This is a genomic window from Microbacterium luteolum (assembly GCF_039533965.1).
GTDB classification, from domain to species: Bacteria; Actinomycetota; Actinomycetes; order Actinomycetales; family Microbacteriaceae; genus Microbacterium; species Microbacterium luteolum.
In genome coordinates this window covers 3,364,721-3,384,845 of sequence record NZ_BAAAUN010000001.1, presented here as the reverse complement: position 1 = coordinate 3,384,845, position 20,125 = coordinate 3,364,721, and the positions used below count along the sequence as shown (strand labels likewise).

The 20,125-nt window shown below is 68.4% G+C and carries 15 protein-coding genes; 3 read left to right on the top strand and 12 right to left on the bottom strand.

What is annotated here, in order from left to right:
• Window positions 1–2: 2 nt before the first annotated feature.
• The 4 genes from ABD648_RS16310 to uxaC all read right to left on the bottom strand — a co-directional run bounded on the left by ABD648_RS16310 (window position 3) and on the right by uxaC (window position 5,398).
• A complete protein-coding gene (locus tag ABD648_RS16310; protein WP_282216012.1) occupies window positions 3–944 on the bottom strand; it encodes an ABC transporter permease in 942 nt (313 codons plus the stop codon).
• Between the two features lie 55 nt (window positions 945–999).
• Window positions 1,000–2,562, bottom strand: coding sequence for an ABC transporter substrate-binding protein (locus ABD648_RS16305; RefSeq protein WP_282216011.1), 1,563 nt, complete (start codon window positions 2,560–2,562; stop codon window positions 1,000–1,002).
• Window positions 2,563–2,693: 131 nt separating this feature from the next.
• Window positions 2,694–4,004 carry a mannitol dehydrogenase family protein gene (locus ABD648_RS16300; protein ID WP_282216010.1) on the bottom strand — a complete coding sequence of 437 codons (1,311 nt, stop codon included), beginning with the start codon at window positions 4,002–4,004 and terminating at the stop codon, window positions 2,694–2,696.
• Complete coding sequence (uxaC, locus tag ABD648_RS16295) at window positions 4,001–5,398, bottom strand: glucuronate isomerase (RefSeq protein WP_282216009.1); 1,398 nt, start codon at window positions 5,396–5,398, stop codon at window positions 4,001–4,003. Before uxaC ends, ABD648_RS16300 begins: the two co-directional genes overlap by 4 nt.
• A gap of 140 nt (window positions 5,399–5,538) precedes the next feature.
• Between uxaC and ABD648_RS16290 the strand changes: the two genes are divergently transcribed.
• A complete protein-coding gene (locus ABD648_RS16290) occupies window positions 5,539–6,573 on the top strand; it encodes a LacI family DNA-binding transcriptional regulator (RefSeq protein ID WP_282216008.1) in 1,035 nt (344 codons plus the stop codon).
• A 25-nt stretch (window positions 6,574–6,598) separates the two neighbouring features.
• Here ABD648_RS16290 and ABD648_RS16285 read toward each other — a convergent pair whose 3' ends face one another.
• From ABD648_RS16285 to ABD648_RS16270, 4 genes are all read right to left on the bottom strand, one after another.
• Window positions 6,599–7,492, bottom strand: coding sequence for a carbohydrate ABC transporter permease (locus ABD648_RS16285; RefSeq protein ID WP_282216007.1), 894 nt, complete (start codon window positions 7,490–7,492; stop codon window positions 6,599–6,601).
• Entirely contained in the window at window positions 7,489–8,424 is a 936-nt protein-coding gene (locus ABD648_RS16280; protein WP_282216006.1) for a carbohydrate ABC transporter permease, read from the bottom strand. Before ABD648_RS16280 ends, ABD648_RS16285 begins: the two co-directional genes overlap by 4 nt.
• Window positions 8,421–9,731: an ABC transporter substrate-binding protein gene (locus tag ABD648_RS16275; protein ID WP_282216005.1), complete on the bottom strand. Its 1,311-nt coding sequence runs from the start codon at window positions 9,729–9,731 to the stop codon at window positions 8,421–8,423. Before ABD648_RS16275 ends, ABD648_RS16280 begins: the two co-directional genes overlap by 4 nt.
• 148 nt (window positions 9,732–9,879) lie before the next feature.
• On the bottom strand, window positions 9,880–12,048 hold the full coding sequence (locus ABD648_RS16270) for a hypothetical protein (protein WP_282216004.1): 2,169 nt from the start codon (window positions 12,046–12,048) through the stop codon (window positions 9,880–9,882).
• 102 nt (window positions 12,049–12,150) lie between these two features.
• On the opposite strand from ABD648_RS16270, the gene ABD648_RS16265 reads away from it, so the two are divergent.
• Window positions 12,151–12,738 (top strand): TetR/AcrR family transcriptional regulator, encoded by a 588-nt coding sequence (locus tag ABD648_RS16265; RefSeq protein ID WP_282216003.1) that lies wholly within the window; start codon window positions 12,151–12,153, stop codon window positions 12,736–12,738.
• A gap of 25 nt (window positions 12,739–12,763) precedes the next feature.
• Here the strand turns inward: ABD648_RS16265 and ABD648_RS16260 are convergent, their stop codons facing one another.
• From ABD648_RS16260 to ABD648_RS16250, 3 genes are read right to left on the bottom strand one after another with little or no spacing between them, the layout of a single operon-like run.
• Window positions 12,764–13,984 (bottom strand): glycoside hydrolase family 1 protein, encoded by a 1,221-nt coding sequence (locus ABD648_RS16260; protein WP_282216002.1) that lies wholly within the window; start codon window positions 13,982–13,984, stop codon window positions 12,764–12,766.
• 54 nt (window positions 13,985–14,038) lie between these two features.
• On the bottom strand, window positions 14,039–16,717 hold the full coding sequence (locus tag ABD648_RS16255) for a family 78 glycoside hydrolase catalytic domain (RefSeq protein WP_282216001.1): 2,679 nt from the start codon (window positions 16,715–16,717) through the stop codon (window positions 14,039–14,041).
• Between the two features lies 1 nt (window position 16,718).
• Window positions 16,719–18,071: an MFS transporter gene (locus ABD648_RS16250; RefSeq protein WP_282216000.1), complete on the bottom strand. Its 1,353-nt coding sequence runs from the start codon at window positions 18,069–18,071 to the stop codon at window positions 16,719–16,721.
• 147 nt (window positions 18,072–18,218) lie between these two features.
• Between ABD648_RS16250 and ABD648_RS16245 the strand changes: the two genes are divergently transcribed.
• On the top strand, window positions 18,219–18,845 hold the full coding sequence (locus ABD648_RS16245; protein WP_282215999.1) for a TetR/AcrR family transcriptional regulator: 627 nt from the start codon (window positions 18,219–18,221) through the stop codon (window positions 18,843–18,845).
• 19 nt (window positions 18,846–18,864) lie between these two features.
• Here the strand turns inward: ABD648_RS16245 and ABD648_RS16240 are convergent, their stop codons facing one another.
• Window positions 18,865–20,070, bottom strand: a complete 1,206-nt coding sequence (locus ABD648_RS16240; RefSeq protein ID WP_282215998.1) for a trans-sulfuration enzyme family protein — start codon at window positions 20,068–20,070, stop codon at window positions 18,865–18,867.
• Between the last annotated feature and the right edge of the window lie 55 nt (window positions 20,071–20,125).

Below are 20,125 nucleotides of genomic sequence, written 5' to 3'. Positions count from 1 at the left end.
GCTCAATGGACTCTCGCTTTCGGGTTCAGCCAACCGTTGGCCAGGTCGGTGAGGAGGTTGACGACGGTGACGAGCAGCACGCCGAACGCGGTGATGCCCAGGATCACGGGGATGTCGCCCTGTAGAGACGCGTTGAAGGCGAAGCTGCCGTAGCCCGGCAGCGCGAAGACGTTCTCGATGATGAGCGCACCGCCGAACATCTGGATGAACTCCAGCGACATCACGGTGAGTGCGGGACTCGCGGCGTTGCGCAGCGCGTGCTTGATCACGATCGACGTCGTCGACGATCCGCGCGTGCGCAGGGTGCGGATGTAGTCCCGGCGCAGCTCGTCGATCATGCGCCCTCGTACCTGGGCCGCCATGTTCGCGACGCCGCCGATGGTGAGCACGATCACCGGGATGGTGATGCTGCGCACCCACGCGCCCGGGTCCTCCGCGAAGGGCGTGAACCCGGTCGCGGGCAGCCACTTGAGCTGCACGGCGAAGACCACCACGAGGACGATCGCCAGCAGGAGACCGGGGACGATGTAGCCGATCAGGGAGATCCCCTGCGCGATGCGGTCGACGACTCCCCCGCGCGACGCCGCCCAGACTCCGAGGAAGACGGAGAGGACGACGGTCAGCAGCAGGGCCGGCACGATGATCGACAGCGTGACGGCGAGGCGCTGGAGGACGGAAGGTCCGACCGGCAGCGAGGTGTACACCGAGACGCCGAAGTCGCCCTGCACGGCATGGAACAGCCAGTCGAAGTACTGGACGATCACCGGGCGATCCCAGCCCTTGGCGGCGATCAGGTCGGCGACGACCTCGGGTGTCGCCGAGGTGCCGAGGATCGACTGGGCGACGTCGTTGAACGAGGTGCTGAGAAGAAGGAAGGTGATGAGGGTCACCAGTATCGCGAGCACGACGCCGGCGCCGAGCCTGCGGAGGATGTAGCTGAGCATCAAGAGACTCCCGGTGTGAGGTGGGGATGCGGCGAACCGCACCCCCACCCGTCACTCACTCGGTGACGTCGAACAGTCGGATCGTGGAGAGGGTGTTGGCCTTGCCGACGTAGGTGATCCCGTCGGCCGTCGCCCAGGTGGCGCCGATGTAGGCGATGGGGGCGACGAGGGCCTGGTCCACCACGTACTCGTTCAGCTCCTTGTAGACCGGCAGCGCGTCGGCGAAGTCGACGGTGTTGTTGATCTCGTCGAAGTATCCGTCGAGGGTGGAATCGGTGTACCCGGTCGGGTTGCCGAAGCCGGCGGCGCCGATCGTCGTCGCGAGGTCCGCGGAGTCGGAGTTGAATCCGAGGATCTGGTAGTAGAGCCCATACTCGCCCGAACGCGCGGCGGCCTGCGCCTGCTGCGGCGGCACCGTCACCCACTCGAGCGTCAGGCCGATGTCGGCGAACGCCTGCGTCAGGACGGGCTCGATCGTGGTGCTGAGGAACGTGCTGGGGATCTGGAAGGTCTCACCGGCGTACCCGGCTTCCTCGACGAGCTTCTTGCCCTTCTCGGGGTCGTACTCGTACGTGTCGTTGAGCTTCTCGTCGTAGACCTCGCCGAACGGGCTGACCAGCTGGGTGGTCGCGATGCCCACACCGCTGAAGATCCCCTTGAGGACGCCCTCGCGGTCGATGGCCATGTTGATCGCCTGACGGACCTTCACGTCGCCGAGCGCCGGGAACTTCGCCCCGGCACGATCGAGGATGTTGAGGTAGCCCACGGCCACCGCATCGTTGACGGTGATGGTGAACTTGCTCGCGTCGAGCTGCGAGACGACCTGCGACTGCACCGTCGCCGCGTTGAGCTCGCCGGCCTGCAGCGCGTTGAGAGATGCTGTCGGGTCCTGGAGCACCTTCACCGTGAGCGTCTTGAACGGCACGTTCTCGGCATCCCAGTAGTCGTCGCGCTTGACCAGCACGTAGCTGCTGCCGGGAACGGTCTTCTCGACGTCGAGCGTGAACGGGCCGGATCCGACAGGGTCGGTGGCTGTGCGCTCCTCATCCATGGTCGCCGGATCGCCGATGGCACCAGGACCCTGGGCGAGGTTGTCGAGGAACTGCGGGTCGAACGCCGAGAAGCTGATGACGACGGTCTTGTCGTCCTTCGCCACGACATCCGCGACCGCGGCGAGACGGCTCTGCACTGCACCCGGTGTGGCCTTGGAACGCAGCAGCGTCGCGGCGACGGCGGCCGCATCCACGGGTTCGCCGGAGCTGAACGTCATTCCGTCGCGCAGCGTGAGCGTGAGTTCGGTGCCGTCCTCGTTGTACTCCCACTTCTCGGCTGCTCCTGGAAGCAGCTCCCCGGTCTCCGGGTCCTTGCGCAGCACGGTGTCGAGGATCGAGGACCAGACGAACATCTGCTGGCCGTCGACGATCTGCGCGGGGTCGAGCGAGTTGGGGGCGGACACCGCCGCGACGGCGAGATCCTTCTCCTCGACGGTCGCCGTCGTGTCGCCGTCGGTCTCAGGTGCGCTGGCGGCGCATCCGCTGACCGCGAGAGCGGCGATCAGCATCGCGGCGGGCAGCGCCGCGCGGCGCCCGACTCGGGTGTGCTTACGGGTGTTCCACATTGCTCATACTCCTTTGGATGAAACGACTTGGTGCGCAACCGCTTGTCAGCAGAGGTGAGGCGGACAAGGAAAGCGGCTTCTGGTGTCAGTAAAGCAGGGATCGAGAGTTTTGACAACCGATTGCCAACTTGTTACCGAAGCGTGAGATCTCCGACCTGTCGCCTGTTCCGGTGCACAGCTTCCACGAAGTCGGCGTCAGCCCCGAGCACGGCGCTGAGATCGGCGACGGCGAGGCGTACAGCGGGGAGATCCGAGCCCTGCCCCTCGACCGCCAGCCACGCGGCGACGACCGCCGCACAGGCAGCGGCGGATCGCCCTGCACGGCGTTCGCGCTCGGCGACCGGCGCGATGCGGACACGCATCTTGGTGTCGGCATCGAGCCCGATCTGCGCGAGCAGATGCCGGATCCGGGGGTTCCGGAACCGGTCGAGCAGCGCCGCGCGATACTCCGCCAGACCGAGTGCGACCGGAAGGTGCCGACAGGCCTCGTCCCAGTAAGCATCGACGGCGCGGAGGCACTCGGTGTCGACGATGGCCTCGGCCACAGTGAGGTGCCCTCGAAGCCGGCCGAGCGAGGCGAGCAGCGTATGGGCGCCGTTCAGCAACCAGAGCTTTCGCGCCTCCCAGGGGTCGAGATCGTCCGTGAACCGCGCACCAGCCGTCTCCCACTGCGGCCGGCCCGCGGGGAAGGCGCCGGCGATCACCCAGTCGGAGAAGGGCTCGGCGACGACCGGCGCGCGATCGCCGTAGCGATCCACGAGTTCAGCCGTCTCGTCGTCGGAGAGTCGAGGGGTGATCCGATCGACCGAGCTCGAGACGAACGACACGTGCTCCTCGACCCAGTCGCCGAGGCCGGGCACCGCGTCGGCGAGCGAGCCGACAGCGGCGCGCAGGACCCCTCCGTTGTCCGGGAGGTTGTCGCAGGAGACGAGAGCCAGAGAGCCGCCCCCGCCGCGTCGCCGACCCTCCAGCGCGACGACCAGGCGCCCGAGCGCGGTGCGCGGCTCTGCGTCCGTCGGCTCGACGCCCTCACCGAGAGAGCGCAGCACGGGAACATCGACGTCCGTCTCCGCGGAGGAGTAGGCGGCTTCGGTGATCGTGAGCGACACGATCGCCGTCGTCGGCGCCGCGACGTCGGCGAGGAACCGATCGAGCTCGGACCCGCCATGCGCGCGGACGATGCTGCCGATGCGCTCGGCCCGATCGTCGTCCGGCGACCGCACGACCAGTGTGTACAGGCCCTGCTGGGCGCTCAGCGCCTCGGCCAGTGCGGCCCTTCGTCCGCTGTAGGCGGCGATCCCCCACTGCTCGGCGTCCGCGGCGCGGGCGGTGTACCAGGCCTGATGCGATCGGTGGAAGGCGCCGAGCCCGAGGTGCACGATCCGGACCGGCGGTGCTGCCGCAGTCCGTTCCCCGAGAAGCGATGAGGAAGAGGTCGTCACAGCTTGAACACCCGCTTCGGCTGAGGACCGACGATGTCGTCGATCACGGCGCTCGCCGTCTCCTCGTCCACTCTGCCCTCGATGACGAGCCGGGCGAGGAAGGCGGCATCCGCGCGGCGCGACGTGTCGTGGCGCGCAGGAATCGACAGGAAGGCGCGGGTGTCGTCGATGAAACCGGAGCCGCGCGAGAACCCGGCGGTCTCGGTCACCGCCGAGCGGAATCGCGCCATGGCGTCGGGAGCGTCCAGGAACCACCACGGTGCGCCGATGTAGACGCTCGGATAGAACCCGGCGAGAGGCGCGATCTCCCGCGAGTACACCGTCTCGTCGACCGCGAAGAGCACCAGGTGGAGGTCGCGGTCGAGTCCAAACCGCTCGAGCAGGGGACGCAGTCCGCCGACGAAGTCGGTGCGGCGCGGGATGTCGTGACCGGTGTCCGCTCCGAACCGTCGGAACGTCGTCGAGCTGTGGTTGCGCACGACGCCGGCGTGGACGGTCATGACCAGACCGTCCTCCACGCTCATCCGCGCCATCTGCAGCAGCATGTGCGCCCGGAACGCCTGCCGGTCTGCGGCATCCGCATCGCCGGCGATCACCCGGGCGAAGAGCGCTTCGCCCGCCGCGGCATCGAGGTCGAGGGTTTCGGGGATCTCGACGCCGTGATCGGCCGAGACGGCTCCGTGATCGATGAAGTATCGCCTCCGCTGTTCGAGAGCGGCGAGGTATCCGGCGAACGTGCTCTGATTCTCCGTCGCGCTCAGAAGCTGCCGGACGCGGGGCGCGAACCCCACGGCATCCGGATCGAGGTACCGATCGGGTCGGAACGTCGGGAGCACCCGGCCGACCTTCCCCTCGGCGGCGAGCGCCGCGTGCCCGGCGAGGTCGTCGAGCGGGTCGTCGGTCGTGGCGAGGACCTCGATGCCGAACCGCTCGAACAGCGCCCGTGGCCGCAGGGCCGACGTGGCGAGCTGCGCTGCGATGAGGTCGTAGGTCTCAGCCGCCGTGGCTGCGGAGAGCGGCACCGTCACATCGAGGACGTTCTCCAGCGACTCGGCGATCCAGTACCCCGATGCGGTGCCGGCGAAGAGCGGCCAGCGCTCGGCGAATCGACGCCAGATGTCGCGCGGATCCGCTGCGCTTCCCCCCAGACCGAGCTCGTCGAGTGCGACTCCGGATGCATGGAGCAGCCGGGTGACGTAGTGGTCGTGCGTGATGAGCAGAGACGCGGGATCGGCGAAGGCGCGGTCGTCGACGAGCCACTCCACCGGAACATGCCCGTGCGGCGAGATGATCGGCGCGTCGGCGACCCTCTCGTACAGGGTGCGCGCGAGGGAGCGGGTGGAGGGATCGGCGGGGAACAGGCGGTCTCGGTCGCGTCGGAGCGGCTGGGGCATCCCCCCATTTGAGCGGTTCCGTTCCGAATTGTCAACCGGTTGCCATTCGGGTTCGGCACGCCCAACCTGCCTGAGGCGAGCCGCTGTCGTACGATCGGTGGAACCGGATGCCAGCAGCCGCGACAGAGGAAGACACGTCGATGTCGAAAGACGAACCCGAGACCACGGACTCAGCGGGAGCGCCCGAGGCGCGCGCCGGTCGACGCCCGACGATCTACGACATCGCCCAGAGGGTCGGCCTCAATCCGTCCACCGTGTCGCGAGCGCTCAACAAGCCCGGTCGCACCAACGCCGCCACCGAGGAGAAGATCCGTGCCGCCGCCGCGGAGCTCGGCTATCGGGCGAACCCCATGGCCAGAGCGCTGCCCACGGGGTTCTCCGGCACGTACGCGATCGTCCTTCCGGACATCACCAATCCCGTGCACTTCGAACTGATCCGCGGTGCCGAGCAGGTCGCGCGCGCCAACGGCTTCACCCTGATCATCTCGGAGACCGAGGGGTCGGCAGAGATCGAGCGGGAGACCATCGAGACTCTGCAACCCTCCGTGGACGGCCTCCTCGTGGTGGCCTCCCGGCTGGACGATGCCGAACTCGCCGCCCTGGCCACGGTCAAGCCGATCGTCGGCGCCAACCACTCCACTCCCTCGCTGCCGAGTGTCGCTCCGGATCTTCCGATGGGCCTCGTCGCCGCCCTCGACCATCTCGATGATCTCGGGCATCGATCGGTCGCGTACCTCGGTCTCGGCGGCGCCCAGATCAACAGGTCCCGCTGGGACCTCACCCTGGATCTCGCCGACGCCCGCGGCATCGCGGTGGTCGAGATCGCCGTCGACGCCCCCACCGTCGAGGGCGGCGCCGACGCACTGCGGCGGGTGCGAGCGAGCGGCGTCACCGCCGTCCTGGCCTACAACGACCTCGTCGCACACGGCCTCCTCCGCGCCGCCCGCAGCGCGGGCCTCTCGCTCCCCGAGGCCTTCAGCGTGATCGGCTTCGACGACATCTTCAGCGCCGAGCTCGCCGTGCCCGCGCTCACGACGCTGCGTTCACCGCTCCGCGAGATCGGCACGCGGGCGATGGAGACGCTCATCGATCCCGAGCACAACCGTGCGCCGTCGAAGGTCGTCCTGCCCCTCGAACTGATCGTCCGGGAGTCGACGGCAGCACCGACGAGGTGAGGAGCGGGTCGCGCTCCCACCCCGCCTACTTGATCGCGCCGGCGCCGATCCCCTTCACGATGTGCCGCTGCGCCATCAGGTAGAAGATCACCACGGGCACGATGGAGATCGTGGTCGCCGCCAGCAGGATCTGCTGCTGCGGGGTCTCCGCCGACGTGAACGCCGTGAGCCCTCGCTGGATCGGCATCAGAGCGTTGTCGTCGAACAGCACGAGGGCCATCAGGTACTCGTTCCAGGCGCCGAGTCCCTGGATCACCGCGACCGCTGCGAGCCCCGGCCGTGCGAGCGGGAGGATGACGCTCCAGAAGATCCGCAGCGGGCCCGCACCGTCGAGTGCCGCAGCCTCCTCCAGGTCGCGCGGCTGACTGACGAAGAAGCTGCGCATGATGAGCGTCGACATCGGGATGCCCGACGTGATCAGGATCAGGATGTAGCCCACCGGATTGTTGGTCAGTCCGAGCGAGATCAGAAGCTTGTACTGTGCGAGGAACATGGCCGGGGCCGGGATGATCATCACGGCGAGGATGATGAAGGTGAACACCCCCTTGCCCGCGAAATCGAGACGGGCGAGCGCGTAGCCCGCCAGGCTCGAGACGATCAGGATGCCGGCGACGGCGCATCCCGTGTATACGACGCTGTTGCGGAGATAGGTGCCGAGGTCGCCCTGGACCCAGGCTGTGACGTAGTTCTGCCACTGCGGCTCGGAGGGCAGGAAGGTGTCGTTCGACAGCAGCTCGGTCAGGCTCTGCAGCGAGCCGGAGAGCATCCAGAGGAGCGGCAGCAGTGCCGTGAGCGCCGCGATGACGAGGAGCCCGTAGAGCCCGACCTTGTCGGCACGGAAACGACGACGCGTCCGGGGCCGGAGGGGCTCGGTGGCGACAGGCGCCTCGTCGACGAGCGGCTGAGTGATGAGCGTCATGCGCGGGACCTCCGCCCGGTGATGGCGAGTTGCAGCACGGAGAGCAGCACGAGCGCACCGCCGAAGACGACGGACATCGCTGCGGCGGTGCCGTAGCGCCAGTTGACGAACGCCTCGTTGAAGATCGCGAGCGTCGGCACCATCGTGTGGTACCCCGGTCCGCCGTTCGTGAGCACCTGGACCGTGCCGAAGATCTGCAGCGCCGCCAGCAGAGTGAGCAGGCTCACGATGGACGTCACGGGCGCGAGGTGCGGCCACGTGATGTAGCGGAACTGGGTCCACGGACGCGCACCGTCGAGCTCGGCGGCCTCGTAGAGCTCCTTCGGGACATCCTGCAGACCGGCGAGGAACAGGAGGAAGCCGAAGCCCCAGTGGAACCAGACGAACACGGCGGCCACAGCGGGAAGCGCGACGGAGGGATCGCCGAGCCAGTTCTGCTGCAGGGCTCCCAGACCGACCAGCTCGAGCACGCGATTGAGCACACCCGACCCCGGGGCGAGGATGAACGAGAACAGCAGCCCGACGACGACGACCGAGAGCACGCCCGGCAGATAGAACACCGTGCGGAAGAACGTCTTGCCGCGGGTGACGCGGTTCACGGCGAGGGCCATGCCGAGCGCGACGCCGTTCCCCACGAAGAAGCCGACCACCCCGAAGAAGAGCACGTTCCTCATCGAGGCCCAGAAGATCGGATCGCTCGCGATGAACTCGTAGTTCGCGAGCCCCACCCACGGGGTGTCGGGGCTCACGCCGTCCCACGACTGGAAGCTGAGCAGGATGGCCTGTCCGAACGGCACGATCGTGAAGATCCCGATGAGCGCGATGGCAGGGACGAGGAAGAGCCAGCCCAACAGGTTGGCGCGGAGCGAGCGCTTCCTGCGCGGCGCCCGAACGGGGCGCCGCGCAGAGAGCTCGAGGGACGACGTCGTCATGACACTCGGTCTTGAGCGGCCTGGATGTTCGCCAGCGCCTCGTCGATGGTCGCCTCGCCGAGAACGACCCGCTGCGCCTCGGCCACGATGGCGGTGCGGACGTCGGTCGCGAACGTCGCGGACATGACCTGGACGGTCTCAACACCCGATGCGAACCCGGCGAGCTGGGTCGGCACGTCGCCGCTCGCGAGAAGCTCGGGGTTCGTCGGCAGGATGCGGCCGACCTCGGCGAACACCGCCTGCTGCTCGGGCTCCGTCAGCCACTTCACGAAGGCCAGGGCCTCCTCGGGGTGCTCGCCCTTGGGGTTGATGACGGCACCCTTTCCGGGGACGCCCGGGGAACGCGGGTCTTCCGTACCGCCGTCGACGGCCGGGATGCCCACCGAGAAGTAGTCCTCGAACTCGGGGTTCGTGCGGAGCCCCACGGAGACGCCGGGCGACGCGTCGAAGATCGAGCCCATCGCCTGCGTGAAGAACGACGTCTCGACGTTGGGGTTGTCATCCTGTCCGCCGACCAGCGCGCCGTTGGCGATCACACCCGCGTCCTTCATGTCGACCAGGACCTGGAAGGCATCGTGCCAGGCATCCTGCTCCCAGCTCTCCTCGCCGTTGAACGTCGCCGCGATCTCGTCGTCGGTCAGCCAGTTGGAGACGATGGCCTGCAGGAACTGCGGCGTCAGCGATGCCGCGACCGAGAAGCCGCCGGTGGCCTCGTCCGCGGAGGCAAGAGCGTCGATGAAGTCCTCGGTCGTCGCCGGAGCGTCGTCCAGGGTCATCCCGGTGAGCGTCGGGTTCACGAGGAAGCCGTACGTCTGGGTCTCCCAGTGAACGGTATAGATCCCCGCCGGGACGTCGAGGTTGTTGCCGTCTTCGAAGGTCGACATCTCGATGATCGCGGGGCTGAAGTCATCGCTCCAGTCGCCCTCGAGCTCGGACGTGAGATCCATCGCCCAACCGGCCTTGTAGAACGGCGCCATGTCGGTGGCCTGGAACGAGGAGTAGATGTCGGGCATCGAGTTCGACTGCGCTCGCGCCTGCAGCTTCGGCAGATAGTCGGCAGGTCCGGGCGAGTCGATCGTGACCGTGACTCCGGTCTCTTCGCCATACTGCTCGGCGAGCTGCGTGAGCGCCGCCTCCTGGCCGCGCGACTGATTCATGAACGTCAGCTCGACGTCGCCTGTCTCCGCAGCGGGTTCCTTCGGCTCGGGCGCAGAGCAGCCCGAGAGGGTGACCGCCGTCGCGACGACGAGCCCGCCGGCGACAGCCGCCAGACGTCGGGTGCCGCGGGCAGGGTGGGGGAAACGCATGGTCCTCATCATTGAAAATCCTTCGAACGACGAACCGCCTCGCGGTTCGATATCGGTTGCTGCTGTGTCGGTACAGGGGGTCGCGCTTCGCGCGTGTCAACCGGTTGCCTTTGACGGGTTCAGAATCCTCTCTCCTCGTTCCAGTGGGTCAGACGGCGGCGGAAGCCGCGCGATGCTCCGACACGGACGGCGCGGATGCACCGTCGTAGGTCACTCGCCATCCGTCCGGCAGCGCAGCGCCGTCCTCGATCGCCGTCACGATGTGCGCGATCGCGGCGAGAAGTCCCCCGTTGGCCGGGAGATACAGCGACAGGAAGCCCGGGATCTGCGGGTTGTGGCCGTTCGGGAGGAACTCGTTCTTCGGCGACGGCAGCAACAGTGCATCGAAGGCGAGTGAGAGGTCCCCGAGCCGAGCCGCGGTCATGGCCATCACCGGGTAGTCCCACCCCCAACTCGACTGCAGATCCCACCGAGCCCACACCGCGTCGAGCGTCGCCCGCATGGCATCCGCGTCGACGGTGTCGTTGGGGGGAAGCCAGCCGAGCGCCATGAGCATCGACGGGTGGTCCTTGCGGATCAGGTGCGGCGGGGTGCTCAGCGCCGCATAGGTCCCGTCATCGAGGACGGCGGGCTTCGCCATGTTGCGGGCGACCCGCTCCCACTCTTCGCGTACCTCGAGTCCGAGCAGCGACCGCCATTCGTTGGCGACATCGAGCGCCCACGACCAGTAGGCGAGCTCGAACGTCGGATTCGCGTTCGTCCTGCGGTCCGCGAGATAGCTCTCCTGGGCGGGGATGATCGGCGGCGGCAGGACGAAGGCGCCATCCTGCTCCTCTACGAAGTCCACCATGAACTCGGCGGTCTCCTGCACCAGCGGATAGTGCGCGCGCAGGAACTCCATGCCCCTGCCCTCCTGCCGGAGAAGCTCCAGCAGGTGGATGATGTGCGGCTGCTGCCACACCAGGAAAACGCCGATGTTGCTCGGCGACTCGGCGGCGGAGGGATCGGTCTGCTTCGGCCAGCGCACGCCACGGTACCCCTGCCAGGATGCCGTGGCTCGCGCCGCGTCGAGCGCACCGTGATACCAATCGAGACTTCGTTCGATCAGATGACCCCGACCCCACAGCGCGAAGTGCGCGGCATGCCACCAGTGCATCTCGAGGTGGAACTTGCCCGTCCAGGTGTTGTACGTCAGGCCGGTCTCCGCGGGCGGGGTCGATCCTGCGCTGTTGACGGCCGTCAGATACTGCGACAGCACGACGCGGCGCTCGAGCTCGCCCGCGCGCTCGTCATCGCTGCCCGCGAACGACACGGCGATTCCGTTCGACCAGTGATCCTCCCACCACGCCTCCGCCGCCCGCACGACCTGTCCATACGACGGCGGGAGATGCTCCGCACCCCGGTCTTCGGCATGCAGGCTGACGACGACTTCCAGCGACTCCGCCGCCGCCGTGGCGACGACGGAATGCTCTCCCTGACGACCCAGCTCACCGCTCGTGGAGATCTCGACGCCGTACGACATGGTCTCCACGCGTCGGCGAGCCGTCCATCGAGCCGGATCGAGACGGGTCCACGTCGTCGACTCCGCCAGCGGCAGCTCGAACGGGGCGAGGTCGTCGGGCTGGGTGTCGAAGGTCCACGCGATTCCCCACCCGCTCAGGAGCAGAGGCGATTCGAGCTTCACGGCGAAGGCGTCCTGCTCGGGGTGCGCGACCGTCGTCACGGTGACGGCCTCCCCGCCGATCGAGTACTCCGCACGCACCCGGCCCGACCAGAGGTCGAGTTCCGCCCTCGGGTCCGTCATCGCCGCGATGTCGATGAGCTGCGGCGCACCGGCCGGGGGCGTGAGCACCAAGCGCCCGAGGTGTGCGCGACGCGGGTTGTAGTGGAACCAGGCGCCGGCGGCGAACTCCTCGGCGATCTCGTCCCCCGCGCGCTGCAGGCCCATCCTGTCGTAGTAGGGGACCGGGCCTCGCGCCGTGTCGTACCGGGTGACGGTCTCATCGCGGTCGAACTCGCGCGTCGTCCTGGTGCGGTACCAAGCCCAGGACGACTGCGTGCGCAGCGGAATCTGGAAGTCGTCGACGTCGAAGACACGCACGCGCTGCTCGGGCAGGCCGTCGATGCCGGTGCCTGCGACGCGATGCGGATCGGGCTCGAGCTCGTGGAACGCGGGGAAGGTCTGCAGGCCCGTGATGTCGACCGTCAGCGCGACGTCGCCGTTGCCGACGGTGAGCACCCCGGTGGGATGCGCTGCCGTGAGCACAGGGTTGTGCCGTCGCACGAGGCGACGGCGATCGACAGTCGACGCAGGCATCTTCACCTTTCCCTCGACTCAATTCTGAGTCGACTATTACTTTGGCCGGATGAGCATAACATTGCCTGAGCGCCACACTCAAGAGCAATCGGAAGGACCCGGATGGCCCAGAAGAGAGGTCCGTACGCGAAGTCGGATCAGCGACGCCAGGCACTCAGCAAGGCCGCACTCGACCTCGTCCGCCGGCACGGCCACCGCAACGTGTCGGTGTCGGACATCGCCGAACTCGCCGAGACGAGCGAGGCGACAGTGTTCTACCACTTCCCGACCAAGGAGGCCCTGTTCATCGCCGCGCTCGCACAGCACGACGACGAGAACATCCGCGCGCGCGGCGCGGAAGCGGGGGCGATCGCCGACATGGGATCTCGCGCGGAGGCCGGCGTGCAGCGCACGAACTATGCACGCCTCTACAACGAGCTCGCCGGCGCTGCCGCCGACCCCGCCCACCCCGCGAACGACTTCTTCCAGGCGCGCTGGGCACGTTCGACGGAGGTCGTGGCGACCGACATCCGCCGCCTGCAGCAGGACGGGCGGGTCGACGCCTCGATCGACCCCGACTCCGCGGCCCATCTCCTCCTGGCCGCCTGGGAGGGCCTGCAGCTCCAATGGATGCAGGGCCCGCCGTTCGACATCCGTGCGCAGGTCGAGTGGCACATTCGCGCGCTGCTCGGGGCCGATGCCCTGAGCTGACGCGGCCGCCCTGCGGGAGTCGGCCTCACATCCCGTCGCCGCCCTCCCCACGCTGCGCACGGGCGACGTTCCCGAGCCACGCCAGGCTGGGCTTCGGGCGGCGCTCGAAAGTCTCCCGATCGACGGCCACGAGTCCGAACGTGGGCGACCAATGCCCCCACTCGTAGTTGTCGAGAAGGCTCCAGTGGATGTATCCGCGGACGTCGACCCCCTCAGCCATCGCCTCGGCGAGCGACCCCAGGGCGGCCTCCGTGTAGGCGATCCGTCGAGCGTCATCCGCCGTGGCGATGCCGTTCTCCGTGACGACCACCGGCACGCGCGGCAGCACCTCGGCGGTGTGACGGACGGCGATGCCGAGCGCATCCGGACGGTACGCCGTCCGCACCAGCGTGTTGTCGGGATGCACGGGGTGCGGTTCGATGCCGTCGAGCCCGACCCACTGCGCCGAGTACGCCTGCACGCCGATGTAGTCGTCATCCGCGGCGGCCTCGAGATACAGGTCCTCCCAGATGTACTCGAGCCGCCGTCGCACCTCCTCGGCACCCGGCCGGGTCTCGAACGCACGGTTCGCGACCGACCAGCCGACGCGCGCGTCGGTGCGCTCCCGAAGGATCTCGCGGGCTGCATGGTGCGCCTCGATCAGGCGTCGTCCGATCTCCTCGGACGGCGCCGGCTTGATCGGGCGGGGCGTGTCCGCCTCGAGCGTCGGGCTCAGCCACTCGACGTCGGAGTCCGGATCCAGAGCAGCCTCGGCCTCGCCGACCATTATCGCGAGCATGTTCGGCTCGTTGATCGTGCAGACCCACTCGACACCGTCGAGGATCGTCGTCGCGACCTCGACATAGGCGCGGAATCTGGCGATGGCCTGCGGCGAGCGCCATCCGCCCTCCTCGGCGAACCACCGGGGTGAGGTGAAGTGATGGAGGGTGACGAAGGGCGTCACCCCCGCCTCCAGCGCGGTGTCGATCATGCGCCGGTAGTGGGCGAGCTGCACGCGCGAGAACTGCCCGGGAGCCGGCTCGATGCGGGCCCATTCGATCCCGAACCGGTAGGTGTCCAGACCCGATTCCGCGATGAGGGCGATGTCCTCGGGGTAGCGGTTGTAGCTGTCGAGCGCGTCGCCGCTGCGATCGGCGCCCGTCATGTGGGGCTCCTGCATCCAGAAGTCGCTGTTGACGTTGTTGCCCTCCACCTGGTGCGGCGCACTGGCGGCGCCCCAGAGGAAGTCGGACGGGAACGCGGGCATCGGTGCTCCAATTCTGAGTCAACTAGTAGTTTCACTCAGACTACCGGATCGCCGTCAGCCCGCGGCGACCCGCCCCCGTCCGGAGAAGAAGCCGGGGATGGCGGTGCGCGTCGAACCGTCGGGGAACACCACCGTCGCGGTGGACCCGGCCGGGATATCGGCATCGAGGTGGAACTCGTCGCCCTCGGTCCGCCACTCCACGCGCACCCGGCCCTGCGGGGTGTCGAGATGGCCCTTCGCCCAGGTGAGTCCGCCGCCCGGGAGCGGCGCGATCGTGAACGACTCCCAGGCGACCGAGTCGGCGTCCTGACGGAGCCCCAGCGTGTGGGTGTGGAGGAAGCGGATCACCGCACCCTTGCTGTAGTGGTTCAGCGACTCGTGAGCCACACCCTCGTCGTCGATCCCCTCCCAGTCCTCCCAGATGGTCGTCGCTCCCCTGTCGATCATGTACATCCACGACGGCGCACTTCGCTGGAAGAGCAGCTCGTAGGCGAGGTCGGCGTGCCCGTTGTCGGCGAGCACCGGCAGCAGGTCTCCCGTCGAGAGGAAGCCGGTGCCGAGGTGCGTCCCGGCCTCGTGGACGAGCTCGACCAGCCGCTCCCCCGCCCCTGCACGCTGCGCCTCGGGGATGAGCCCGAACGAGAGCGCCCGGACGTACGCGGCCTGCGTGTCCTGCGCCGTCCGCCCGCCCTCGCGCAGGTACTCGGTGCGCCAGGCCTCGAGGATGCGATCGGCATCGTCGGCGTAGCGAGCGGCATCCTCGGGGCGACCCAGCACGACCGCTGCGTCCGCGAGGATGCGCGTCGAGCGGTGGAGGTAGGCCGTGCCGACCTCCCCCTTGTCGGCCATGAACCAGGCCATCGGGTTTGTCTTGATCGGATCGAGTCGTGAGCCGTCCTCCGCCTTCGGAACAGGTTCGGTCCACTCCCCCCAGTGGAACGTGCCGTCCCACAGGTACTCCTCGTGTGGCAGCGGTTCGGCAGAACGCTCGACCCGGGAGTGGTGCCGCGCGGTGCGCGCGGCACCCCGAGCCCAGTCGACCCAGCGCACCATGGCATCCCAGTTCTCGGCGAGCACTCCCGCGTCGCCGTACGCGGTGTACATCTCCCATGGCACGAACGTGATCGCGTCACCCCACCCCGACGACCCGGTCATCATGGCGAACTGATCGTCGAGATGGCGCTTGATCCGGCGCCCGTCCGGCGAGAAGTTCGCGATACGCCCGTCGTCCAGCTGATCGTCGCGGACGGACTGCAGCCACTTCCGGGTGAACCCGAGCACGTCGTACAGTCGCGCCGCGGTCGGGGCGAAGACCTGGTAATCCCCGGTCCAGGCCAGGCGCTCGCGTGTCGGGCAATCGGTGGGGACATCCACCGCGTTGCCGCGGAAGCTCCAGTCCGCGACCTCGTGGAGTCGGTTGAGTGCAGCATCGCTCGACTCGAACGCCGCCGTCCGACGGAGGTCCGTCTGCACGATGCGCATCTGCGCCGAGGACACGTCGAACGGAGCGCCTTCCCGACGCACCCGGGCGAATTGGAAGCCGTGCACCGTGTGGCGCGGCTCGAAGACCTCATCGCCGCCGGCGGAGACGACCTCGTCGTGCTGCACGAAGACGACGTCGGGCTCTCCGGGCTTTGTCGAATCCAGGTGCGAGGTGTCGAGGTCGCCGTCCGGGCCGACGTGCTCGCCGTAGTCGATCACGGTGCGGGTGCCGACCGGGCCGAGATCGGTCAGGCGGATCCATCCGGACGCGTTCTGTCCGAAGTCGAGCACCCAGACGTCATCCGCGATGCGGGCGGCGTTCACTGCGTCGCGCGTCTCGACGACGCGGACCGGCGGAGCGGGCGACCACGAGACGGGCGGTCCGTCGACCGCCCCGACGATCACCGGCTCGGGGGATCCGGTGTCGGCGAGGAAGTCCGTCGTCTGCCCGTCCATCAGATCGGCGCGGATGACGGTCGACGGTGCGCTGGTCCACGCGCCGTCGGTGCGGATGATGCTCCGCGTCCCATCGGACAGCACGAGGTGCAGCTCCGCCCGTGCCGCCGGCGTCGTCCCCCAGCCGGCCGGCAGGCGGAACGCGCCGACCTGACCGCGGTACCAGCCGTCCGAGAGCTCGAGTTCGAGCGTGTTCCCGCCGTCCCGGAGGAGCGCGGTCACATCAGCGGCCTGGGCATGGAGGGTGCGGTCGTACGACGTGGAGCCGGGCGAGAGCTCGGCGGTGCCGACCCGGTGCCCGTTGATCGTCGCCTGGTAGACCCCGAGCGCCGTCGAGTACAACCGGGCCGACACGATCTCCGATGCGTCGAACGACCGGGCGAGGGTGTGGGCGCCGCGGGCACCGTAGCCGGGGTCCTCGTGCTCGACGGGGCTGATCCATTCCGCCGACCAGTCCGCATCGAGCAGTCCGCACTCGAACCGCGCCCACTCCGACCAGGCCGAGCGCCCGTCTGCCGTCTGCACCCGGACACGCCACTGCACGCGCCGCCCGCTCGAGAGCGGGGTCCACGGCCACGCGAGGAAGAGGTGCTCTGCCGAATCCACCGTGGCGATGAGAGATTTCCCGTCGACGGTCGCCTCGAGCTCGACACCACTCCAGTCCCCTGCCTCGACGGGAACGACGAAGGACATCCGCGGGGCGGCTCCGGAGACGACGAAGCCGTCGCCGCCGCTGTCGATCCGCAGGTCGTAGGGAGCGGAGGCGAGCGACTCGAGGTTCCTTGCGATGGTCATGTCAGCGCACCGCCTTGACCTTGAACATGATGATGAGGCCGCCGACGAGGGCGAAGGCCGCACCGATCAGGTACAGCAGCGTGTAGTTCTTCTCGGCTCCGACAGCGCCGATCGTGATGATCAGCGGCGCGATCAGCGGGGCGATCGCACTCGGGATCTTCTGCGCGAAGGCGACGACGGCCATGTAGCGCCCGGACTCGGCGCGGTCGGGGATGATCGCGTAGACGATCGCCTGGTCGACCGTGGCGAAGACGGCGATCGCGAGCTGCATGAGGACGGCGCCGATGATGAGCTGCGGCAGCGACCAGGCGAAGGCCTCCGCGAACGCGCCGCCGATGAAGATGAACGCCGCGATGAGCACGAAGAGGCGCCGCCGCTTGAGCTTGTCCGAGAGGAACCCGCCGAGGAGCGCGCCGCCCGCGGCTGCCACGACGCCCAGCATCCCCACGGTCGCGACCACGCCGGCCACCTCGCGGACGGGCAGGTCGAGCCGCTGGGCGTAGAAGAACGTCCCGAAGGTGGTGTTGAAGTACAGACCGATGAAGAAGACCATGCGGCCCACCCAGTTCCAGGCGAAGTCGGGGTACTTGCGGGCGTTGAAGCCGTACCCCGCGACGACCTTCCTGAGGGTGACGGTCGAGTCGACGACGAGATCCTTCGAGCTCCCCTCCTTGTTGAAGGTCGGAAGCAGCACGAGGAGCACGACGCCGATGACAGCGGGGACGAAGAACACGAGGAAAGTGCTCGACGACACGGCGTAGGCGATGCCGATGCCGAGCACGGGGGCGATCTGGGTCATCAGACCGGTGAGCGCCGACACCTTGCCGCGCTGCTCCTCGGGGAGCTTGTCGGCCTGGAGGGTCTGGATCGCGGCTCCCGCCGTCGACCATCCGGTCATGGCGACGACCCAGCCGGCCCCGACGAGCAGAAGGCTCGGCGCGAACCCGATGATGACGGCACCGGTGATGCCGAGCGCAGCGCCGAGGAACAGGAATGGCGTGCGCCGCCCGAACCGCGAACGCGTGCGGTCGCTCCAGATGCCGATCATCGGGCTCAGGACGAGGAAGATGAGCTGCGCGGTTCCGGTGACGTAGCCGAGCACCTCCTCATGACCGGGGACGAGCTCGGTGATGCGCAGGGCCAGGCCGTAGGCGAGCGGGACCATCATCGCGATGGACGCTCCGAAGTTCGCGAGCATCAGCCAGAAGATGTAGCCGCCGCTGACCCTGGCGGTGGGCTCGGATACGGCTGCCGCCCCCTCGAGCGGGGTCTCATCCGGCGCGTTGCCGGCAACCGGCTGGGTCGCGACGATCGAATCGATCGTTTCGCCGCGATCGGACTCGTTGCTGGTCACCTGGACTCCTTCATCGTTCAGTGATCCGCGGCGCCCTCCACTGGGCGTACTCGCGTGATGCGATCGGAGTTCTTATGGCAACCGATTGCGATCCAGAGCGATAGTAACCACTTTGGTTACAGAAGGCAAAAGTGAGAGGGTGGGAGCATGACGTCGACGTTGCCCGCCGAGCCCTCCCCCCGCCGCCGAGGCCCGAGTGCGACCACGCCAGCGCGACGTGCGGAGATCGTCGAAGCCGCACTCGCCAGCTTCGCCGAGCACGGCTACGAGCGGGCCTCGCTCCGCGACATCGCCGCCCGAGCCGGGCTCACCCACGCCGCACTGCTGCGCCACTTCTCCGGCAAGGACGAGCTCCTGCCCGCGGCGCTCGCCCAGCGCGAGGCCCACGAGGAGGACCTCGCCTCCCGGATCATGACGGCCCATGTCCCGGGAGAGCAGATCCTCAGCGCCGTCCTGGCCGATGAGTTCGCCGAATCGGACTTCCAGCGCAACTGGCTGGCGCTCACGGTCGCCGCGACCAATCCCGAGCATCCGGCCCACGAGTTCTTCCTCGGACGCCGGGAGCGCATGCGGTCGCGATTCACGGACGGGCCTCTTCCCACGAAGGAGGACGAGCTCCTGACGGCGGACGAGAAGATCACCCTGGTGCTCGCGATGGTCGACGGCCTGCGGATTCAGGCGCTGCTCGACCCGTCCCGCGACGCTCTCGGCCTGCTCACCACCTTCATGAAGCTCATCGCCGCACAGCCCCCGGCAGCCGAGCCCGAGCACTGACACTCGATCGTGAGGACCGTCAGCTCCCGAAGGTGGCGTCCAGCGCCGCTCGCAGGTCGGCGAGAAGGTCGTCCGCGTCCTCGAGCCCGACGGACAGCCGCAGGTGCCCGAACTTCCGGAACGGCTCGGGGTACGTGGCGACGCGCCCCCCTTCGGTCCCCGTGTGGACGATCAGCGAGTCGTCGTGCCCGAGGGAGAATCCGGACGTGATCAGTCGCAGGTTCGCCACGAACTGATTCTGCACGTCAGGAGACCCCTTCACGGCGAACGCCATCATGCCGCCGAAGCCGCGCCCGCCGAACTGACGCAGGGCGAGGTCGTGGTCCGGATGGGATTCGAGGCCGGGGTAGGCCACGTACTCCACACGCGGGTCGCCGTCGAGCATCTCGGCGATGCGCATCGCCGAAGAGAAGTGCTGGCGCAGCCGAAGGGGCAGCGTCACCGTTCCGCGCTGTATCTGCCAGGCGTTGAACGGCGAGATGATCCCTCCGACATCGACCATCGCATCGGCCTTGATGGATTCGATGAGATCGTGGCGACCGGCCACCGATCCGCCCATCGCATCCCCGTGGCCGTTGAGGTACTTCGTCAGAGAGTGCACGACCAGATCCGCGCCGTCCTGGATCGGCCGGTAGAACGGCGGTGGCGAGAACGTGGAGTCGACCATCAGGATGGCGCCCGCGGCGTGCGCGATCTCGGCGACCGCGCTCACGTCGGCGACCTTCGTGGTCGGATTCGCGATGGCCTCGATGCAGACGAGTCTCGTCTCGGGCCGGATGGCGGCGCGCACCGCGTCGAGGTCGCCGATGTCGACGAAGGTGGCTTCCAGCCCGTAGCGCTGGGGCAGCAGCTCGGTCCACAGGCGCCAGGTGGCCTCGTACACCACATCGCTCACGATGACATGGTCGCCGACGCGCACGTGGGTGAAGAAGACGGCGTGCAGGGCGGCCACTCCGGAGGCAAGGGCGACCGCGTCCTCTGCGCCGTCGAGGGCGGCGAGCTTGTGTTCGAGTGCGGCCTGGTTGACGCCGGTGTTGCGGGTGTACAGCCCCGGCGCGGTCGCCGACCAGCTGATCTCGCTCGGGTCGTCGGGCAGCTGGTACGAGTTCGCCATGACGAGGGGCGTGCGCAGCGCCAGGGTCGAGTCGAGCTGGTTGCCCGCATGCACGGCCAGGCTGAGATCGGACAGCGTGTGCAGATCCTTGCGGTCGGGTCGAGCGCCCATCGTGTCTCCTTCGTTCCGCGCCGACGTCGACGCCACATCCACTCTAAGGTGCATA

Bases quoted from the DNA above. Each gene is read 5' to 3' on its own strand.
- ABD648_RS16310 (WP_282216012.1), bottom strand. From the start codon at position 944: ATGCTCAGCTACATCCTCCGCAGGCTCGGCGCCGGCGTCGTGCTCGCG.
- ABD648_RS16305 (WP_282216011.1), bottom strand. From the start codon at position 2,562: ATGTGGAACACCCGTAAGCACACCCGAGTCGGGCGCCGCGCGGCGCTG.
- uxaC (WP_282216009.1), bottom strand. From the start codon at position 5,398: ATGCCCCAGCCGCTCCGACGCGACCGAGACCGCCTGTTCCCCGCCGAT.
- ABD648_RS16290 (WP_282216008.1), top strand. From the start codon at position 5,539: ATGTCGAAAGACGAACCCGAGACCACGGACTCAGCGGGAGCGCCCGAG.
- ABD648_RS16285 (WP_282216007.1), bottom strand. From the start codon at position 7,492: ATGACGCTCATCACTCAGCCGCTCGTCGACGAGGCGCCTGTCGCCACC.
- ABD648_RS16280 (WP_282216006.1), bottom strand. From the start codon at position 8,424: ATGACGACGTCGTCCCTCGAGCTCTCTGCGCGGCGCCCCGTTCGGGCG.
- ABD648_RS16275 (WP_282216005.1), bottom strand. From the start codon at position 9,731: ATGCGTTTCCCCCACCCTGCCCGCGGCACCCGACGTCTGGCGGCTGTC.
- ABD648_RS16270 (WP_282216004.1), bottom strand. From the start codon at position 12,048: ATGCCTGCGTCGACTGTCGATCGCCGTCGCCTCGTGCGACGGCACAAC.
- ABD648_RS16265 (WP_282216003.1), top strand. From the start codon at position 12,151: ATGGCCCAGAAGAGAGGTCCGTACGCGAAGTCGGATCAGCGACGCCAG.
- ABD648_RS16260 (WP_282216002.1), bottom strand. From the start codon at position 13,984: ATGCCCGCGTTCCCGTCCGACTTCCTCTGGGGCGCCGCCAGTGCGCCG.
- ABD648_RS16255 (WP_282216001.1), bottom strand. From the start codon at position 16,717: ATGACCATCGCAAGGAACCTCGAGTCGCTCGCCTCCGCTCCCTACGAC.
- ABD648_RS16245 (WP_282215999.1), top strand. From the start codon at position 18,219: ATGACGTCGACGTTGCCCGCCGAGCCCTCCCCCCGCCGCCGAGGCCCG.
- ABD648_RS16240 (WP_282215998.1), bottom strand. From the start codon at position 20,070: ATGGGCGCTCGACCCGACCGCAAGGATCTGCACACGCTGTCCGATCTC.